This window comes from Lactobacillus sp. ESL0700 (assembly GCF_029392095.1).
GTDB lineage: Bacteria > Bacillota > Bacilli > Lactobacillales > Lactobacillaceae > Lactobacillus.
Window position 1 is genome coordinate 742,567 of record NZ_CP113930.1, and the last position, 7,316, is coordinate 749,882.

The window sequence follows — 7,316 nt, forward strand, 5'->3', positions numbered from 1 at the left end:
TAGAATGGTAAATTCAGATCAGAATAAAAATTTAAAGAAAGAACTAAACGAAAAAGCAAAATTAGATAAAATTCGCGCGATTGAGCGTGATATATTGGCAGCTAGTACTGCTGGACTTGGCGGCATTCTAGGTGGCTTGCTAAATTCGCCACAAGTAGCCCATGCGGCAACTAATGTACCTAAAGCTAAAACAACTAATTATGAACACTTATTGGTTAATGCCAATTCAGCTGTAATTCCAGCTTCACAGAATGCGCAAAAGCAGACTGTCCAGGGCAATTCGACTAATACGTCTGAAGCACTCAGTCAAAAGCAGACTAAGACTGCAGATGAGCAGGTTGTTTATACTAACTCGCAGTCAGCTGTTGATCAAAATGAAGCACAAAGTACAGCGATTAAGTCACAGTCAACTAGTGCTTCAGCTTCGACAAGTGCAACCGGCAAGGCAGATCAAGTTAAAGAACAATCACAGGCTGAAAAAGGGACGCCAGCAGCTCAAAGCTCAAATTCAAAAACTAGTTATGAAATTATTTCAGAAGCTAGTTCAGTAGCCAATGATTTTAATAATACTAGTGCCAATCACTCTTCGTTAACTTCTTATGTATATAATTCAAAGTCCAAGAGTTTAGCTAGTAATAGTGCTGATACATCAGGGTCAAAGAGTTTTGCATCGCAAACTGTAAGATCCAAGTCATTGTCAGAGTCAATTTCTGCCAGTATAGCTGACAGTCAGATGCTTGCAGGAATGAATGATGATGATAATAATCTTAACAGTATGATTGTCGATCAGGATTCAAATAGTACTTCGCTGGCGATCGACAATGATTCCAAACTAAATTCAACTGTTATTAAAGATAGTACTGATTTTCAAGAAGAGGTGGAGAGCAGTAAAGCAGCTTCAGCTAGTCTGGAGAGTGATCAAGCAGGAAGCTACAATGATAGTAAGAGTGCCAGTCTGCTGTCTTCATATAGTGTTAGTGTGCAAGGGAGTAAGAGTCAAAGCTTTTCAGATTATAAGAACAGCAGCTTTTCCGATTCAGGTTCACAAAGTACTGCAATTAGTAATGAAGAAAGTAATGAAGCTTCGATATCAAATGCAGCCAGTACAGCTGCTTCAATGAGTCAAGCTGCTAGTACGGAAAAAAGTTCAAGTTTTGAGTCAACAAGTAAATGGATAATTGAAGGAAGTAAGCAAGCAGCTTCAGCGAGTCAGAAAGACAGCACGGCACTTTCGAATGTTATTTCCGAAATGAATTCATATTCAGAATCTTTGTCGAGTGCCAAATCAGTGGATATGAGCTACTCAATTTCAGCTGCAAGTTCGGCAATTGATAGTATGAGGCCCGAGGCTTTCAAGTTGAGTCATTCAATCAGTCATAGTAATTCACTGAAGGACTCAGATATGGCAAGTTTGAGTGCAGCTTCGTATGGTGATTCTAAGAGTTTGTCAACGAGTATTGTTAATAGTGAAAGTGACTCAAAAGTAACAAGTGCTAACTATGCTTCAACAGTTTCACGCTATTCTGCTTTGAGTAGTAGCAACTCGTCAATGCATGCGGCAGTATCAAATGAGAATTCTAGATCTGCGGCAAGTGCAGGAGCACATAATTCATCATCAATTAAGGCAAGTTTGTCAAATTCGCAAAGCAAACTGACAGCAATTTCTACCTCTGCTTCAACAAGTTTGTCGGCAAGTAAAAATGCTTCTTCAGTAGCAGATTCAGCATTGAATTCGAAAGAAGCTGAATATAATTCAGTTTCACAATCAGCATCAGCTTACATGTCTTCAGAAAGTAGATCAGCTAGTTATCACAGTACTAGTATGAATGAAAGTGCAACTGATGAAACTAGTCGTTTGCATTCATCATTGTTGTCACAAAGACAGGAGTTATCAGCAAGTAAGCAGCGGTCATTATCAAACGCTGGTAGCTTATCAGATGCAGCAACACATTCTGAAATTGATAGTTTACTAGTTGATAACTCACAAATGAGTCAAAGCAGCAGCCAATCAATCGTTGACAGTCAAAGCAAGAGCTTCAGTACATCAATCAGTGACAGCAATGTTTCGGCAAGTACCAGTCGTTCGACTAGTGAGAGTAATAGTAAGTCATTAGCAGACAGCAATTCCAAGAGTTTAGAAGATTCGTTTGCCTCGGCAATAGCAGATTCAGGCAATTCGAATGCATCAACTAGTTTGAGTACATCGAAGAGTCAAAAAGATAGTCAGTCAAAGGCCGACAGTGCTAGTGAGAGTTTCAGTACGTCAATTAGCGATAGTAATGTCTCCGCAAGTAAGAGTACATCAAAGAGTCAAAGCGACAGCAAGTCCGATGCTGATAGTATTAGTGAAAGCTACAGCACTTCAACAAGTGAGAGCAACTCAAAAGTTGAGAGCCAAAGTAAGAGCTTTAGTGATTCAGTAAGCACGAGTGATGCCTCAGCAAGTACCAGCACTTCGACCAGCCAACATGATAGTCAGTCAACATCTGTAAGTACCAGTGCTAGCACCTCCAAGAGTGAAAGTGATAGTAAGTCAGAGGCTGACAGTGCCAGTGAAAGCTACAGTACTTCAACAAGTGAGAGCAACTCAAAAGTTGAGAGTCAAAGTGAGAGCTTTAGTACTTCAATTAATGATAGTAATATCTCAGCAAGTACTAGCACTTCAACTAGTCAGCATGATAGTAAGTCAGAGGCAGATAGTACTAGCGAAAGCTACAGCACTTCAACCAGTAAGAGTAAGTCTGTAGCAGATAGTGCCAGTGAAAGCTACAGTACATCAATCAGTGACAGTAATTCGAAAGTAGTCAGTGAGAGTCAAAGCTTTAGCTCGATGGTTAGTTCTTCAGGCAATGACAATTCTTCAGCAGATAGTAGCAATAGCACTAGCAACTCAAAGGCTCAGAGCCAAAGCGAAAGTTTTAGTACTTCGATTAGTAACAGCAATGTTTCAGCTAGTCAGAGTACTTCAAAGAGTCAAAGTGATAGCAAGTCGACTGCAGATAGTGCCAGTGAAAGCTTTAGTACATCAATCAGTGATAGTACTTCAACAGTAGTTAGTGCAAGTAATTCAAAGGTTGAAAGTCAAAGCAAGAGCTTTAGTGATTCAGTAAGTACCAGTGATTACTTGGCAAGTGCGAGTCGTTCAACTAGTGCAAGTCAAAGTAAGTCAAAGGCTGATAGTACTAGTGAAAGCTATAGTAATTCAATCAATAACAGTTCATATGTAGCTAGCTTAAGTGCTTCAACAAGTGCAAGAAATAGTAAGTCTGCGGCAGATAGTGCTAGTGAAAGCTATAGCACTTCATTAAGTGATAGTAACGTCTCAGCCAGTCAAAGCACATCAGATAGTCAAAAAGATAGCAGTGCGTCAGCAAGTGCAAGTACATCAACTAGTGAAAGTAACAGTAAGTCCACATTTGACAGTACTAGTGCAAGTGCATCGACAAGCACCAGCGATAGTAAGTCAATCGCTGATAGTGGCAGTCAAAGTTACAGTCAGTCACTACATGATAGTAATTCAGCAGTAATTAGCGCTAGCGAAAGTTATAGCCAAAGCACCTCAACAAGTGCTAGTGACAGTAAGTCGACGGCAGATAGTACCAGTGAAAGTTACAGTAATTCAATCAAGGATAGTAACTCAGCAGTAGTAAGTGCTAGCGAAAGTTATAGTCAAAGTACATCAACCAGTGCTAGTGACAGTAAGTCGGCAGCAGATAGTACCAGCCAGAGTTATAGTAAATCATTAAGTGAGAATAACTCATCAGCCAGTGCAAGTAACGCAACGGGCAGTAGCCAAAGTCAAAGCTTTAGTGACTCAGTAAGTACCAGTGATTACATTGCAAGTACCAGTCGCTCAACGAGTGAAAGTAATAGTAAGTCGAAGGCTGATAGTGCAAGTGAAAGTTACAGTAATTCAGTTAAGAATAGTTCATTTGCAGCAAGTTTGAGCACATCAACCAGTGCAAGCAATAGTAAATCAACTGCCGATAGCACAAGTGTCAGTGGTAGTGCAAGCACATCGACCAGTCAGAGTGACAGCAAGTCGCTAGCTGATAGTACAAGTGCTTCAGCTAGCGCAAGTAACTCACAAGTTGAGAGTCAAAGTAAGAGCTTTAGCACATCAGTAAGTGACAGTGATTACCTTGCAAGCAACAGTCGCTCAACGAGTGCAAGCCAAAGCAAGTCAGAAGCAGATAGTACTAGTCAAAGTTATAGTGCATCAGTCAACAACAGTTCATATTCTGCAAGCTTGAGTGCATCGGCAAGTGCAAGAGATAGTAAGTCAACTGCAGTTAGCGCTAGCGAAAGCTATAGCAACTCGTTAGCTGATAGTAGCAGCTTGGCAAGTCAAGTTGCTTCAACGAGTGCAAGCAACAGCAAGTCAGCTGCCGATAGTACAAGTGAAAGCTACAGCTCTTCATTGAGTGACAGTAATTCAGCAGCTAGTGCAAGTAACTCATTGGTTGCTAGTCAAAGTAATAGTTTCAGCACTTCAATCAGTGGCAGTGATTACTTGGCAAGTGTTAGTCGCTCAACTAGTGAAAGTAATAGTAAATCAAAGGCTGATAGCGAGAGCGCAAGTTACAGTACTTCAATTAGTGATAGTAATTACTTGGCAAGTACCAGCCGCTCAACGAGTGAGAGTAACAGTAGGTCAATGGCTGGAAGTTCTAGCGACAGCTACAGTGCTTCAGTTAATAACAGCTCATACTCCGCAAGTTTGAGTACTTCAACTAGTCAGAAGGACAGCCAATCAGCAGTCGACAGTACTAGTGAAAGTTACAGTAAATCAGTAAGCGATAGTAATTCTTCTGCAAATACAAGTACTTCAACGAGTACAAGTGACAGCAAGTCAGCTGCAGAAAGTAACAGTAAGAGTTACAGTTCATCATTAAGTGACAGTAATTCAGTAGTTACAAGCAACAGCCAAAGTTACAGTACTTCACTAAGTGACAGTGCTTCAGTATCAAATGATGTCAGCTTGAGTACAAGCAAGTCACTTAGCTTGAGCAACTCAATTGTTCTTAGTCAAAGTGACAGCTATAGCTTATCAATTAGCAATAGCGATTACCTTGCAAGTATCAGTCGTTCAACAAGTGAGAGTCGTAGCCACTCACAAGCTGAAAGCGCAAGTGAAAGTTACAGCATTTCAGTCAACAACAGTTCATACGCAGCAAGCTTGAGCACATCAACAAGTCAAAGCAATAGCCAAGCTTCTGCAATCAGTGCAAGCGAAAGTTACAGCAAGTCACTGAGTGATAGTAATTCATCTGCAAGTACAAGTACTGCCACAAGCCAAAGTGATAGTAGATCAACGGCTGACAGTACCAGTCAAAGCTACAGTTCATCATTGAGCAACAGCAATAGTTCAGCTAGTGATAGTAACTCAATCGCTTTAAGTCAGAGTTACAGCTTCAGCTTATCAATTAGTAACAGCGATTATCTTGCCAGTGTCAGTCGTTCAACTAGTTACAGTCTAAGCAAGTCAATGGCTGACAGTACAAGTGAGAGTTACAGTAACTCAGTCAACAACAGTTCTTACTCCGCAAGCTTGAGCTTATCAGCTAGTCAACGAGACAGTGAGTCTGCGGCAAGCAGTTCTAGCGAAAGTTACAGTAAGTCATTGAGTGAGAGTGGCTCGGTATCAAATGACCTCAGCCTTAGTTCAAGCAAGTCACTTAGCTTAAGTAACTCAATTGCTGAAAGTCAAAGTGATAGCTTCAGTCTTTCAATTAGTGATAGTGACTACACTGCAAGTCTAAGTACTTCGGCTAGTCAAAGAGATAGTCAATTTAAAGCTGATCGAGCTAGTGAAAGCTATAGCACGTCACTTAGCCTTAGCAATTCGATTGTTCTTAGTCAAAGTGAAAGTTACAGCACATCAATTAGTGACAGTAACAGCTCAGCTAGTGCAAGTATGAGTAAGAGTAACTCGATTGTAAGTAGTGCAAGTGAAAGCTTGAGTACATCGATCAGTGATAGTAATAGTTCAGCTAGTGCAAGTACCTCAACAAGTGAGAGTGAAAGCACATCAGTTGTCTTAAGTACCAGCGAAAGCGAAAGTACTTCGGTCAGCGACAGCAATAGCTCAGCTAGTGCAAGCAAGAGTGCGAGTGAGTCAACTTCAACTGTAGTCAGTGCCAGCGAGAGTACATCAATTAGCAAGAGCAAATCTTCTGCTGATGAATGGAACGGCAACTGGGACAACGGTGGCGGTAACTACGTACCATCTAACACACTATCTGCTTCGAACTCAGCATCTACTTCAACCTCAACGTCGAATGCCACAGAAAATGCGGTAAGTATGGAATTGCATCATAATGCTTACGTTTATGATGAGAATGGTAACCGGGTTGGTGATCTGGTGATGACAGCTCACACAAGCGTTGATACATATGGCGATCAGCAATTGATTAATGGTACGTACTACTACTACATTGGTGATAATCATTATGTAGTTGCTCGTAACTTCATTGGCTTTGAAGGCAAGTTGCGCCATAATGCTTATGTTTACAACTCTAAAGGTAAGCGAATTGGCAAGACGATATTGAAGCGCGGCAAGAAGATGAAGGCCTTTGAGACAATTCATGCTAAGGGTCGGAAATTCTACAGTATTTTGCATGGTAAATATATTGCAGCTGGTAACTTTAAGGGTAGCGAATTGCGTTTAAAGCACAATGCTTATGTTTACGACAAGAAGGGTCATCGACTTGATGTCAAGATGTTAGGCAAGGGTCAGAAGATTAAGACCTATGGTACTAAGACAATCAAGGGTAAGAAGTACTACCATCTACGTCATGGTCGTTATGTCTTAGCTAAGAATTTCAAAAAGTAATTAGATAAATAAAAATAATCAAAAAATCCGTTAGAACAGAAAAAGTTCTAGCGGATTTTCTTTGGCTATTAAAAATACAGTACTAATCAAGTTAAGAACGATATCGTGAGAATAAAATTGGTAAAAAAGTCATTCATTTCAAGCTTTTTTACCAATTTTAGATATTGAAGAAATAATGGACTTATAAAAAGTAAGAAAAGAGAAAATGATATTAATATTTCATTGGATAATTGTTATTTGTTATAAATATAAATTTCTGAGAATTTTGGTAACAATCATATCTACCTTATAAATAGGTTTGACTACATAAGCTATTAATATAAATATATTATATTATTGTATAGTATTAATTAAAAATATTAAGATTCCGTAAAATTTTTTGAAATATTAATATTTATTTAGCAAACAAGATAAATACGTACTTATTAGTAATAGGTAACTCTGTTATTTAATGGTTTACCGTAATTTGTAGATTATATCT

At 39.5% G+C, this 7,316-nt stretch carries 1 protein-coding gene; it reads left to right on the forward strand.

The annotated features are described in order from the left end of the window. Window positions 1-4: 4 nt before the first annotated feature. Window positions 5-6,835, forward strand: coding sequence for an SLAP domain-containing protein (locus OZX63_RS03760; protein ID WP_277144732.1), 6,831 nt, complete (start codon window positions 5-7; stop codon window positions 6,833-6,835). Window positions 6,836-7,316: the final 481 nt, after the last annotated feature.

Excerpts from the sequence above, each read along its gene's own strand:
- OZX63_RS03760 (WP_277144732.1), top strand. The coding sequence starts at position 5 with ATGGTAAATTCAGATCAGAATAAAAATTTAAAGAAAGAACTAAACGAA.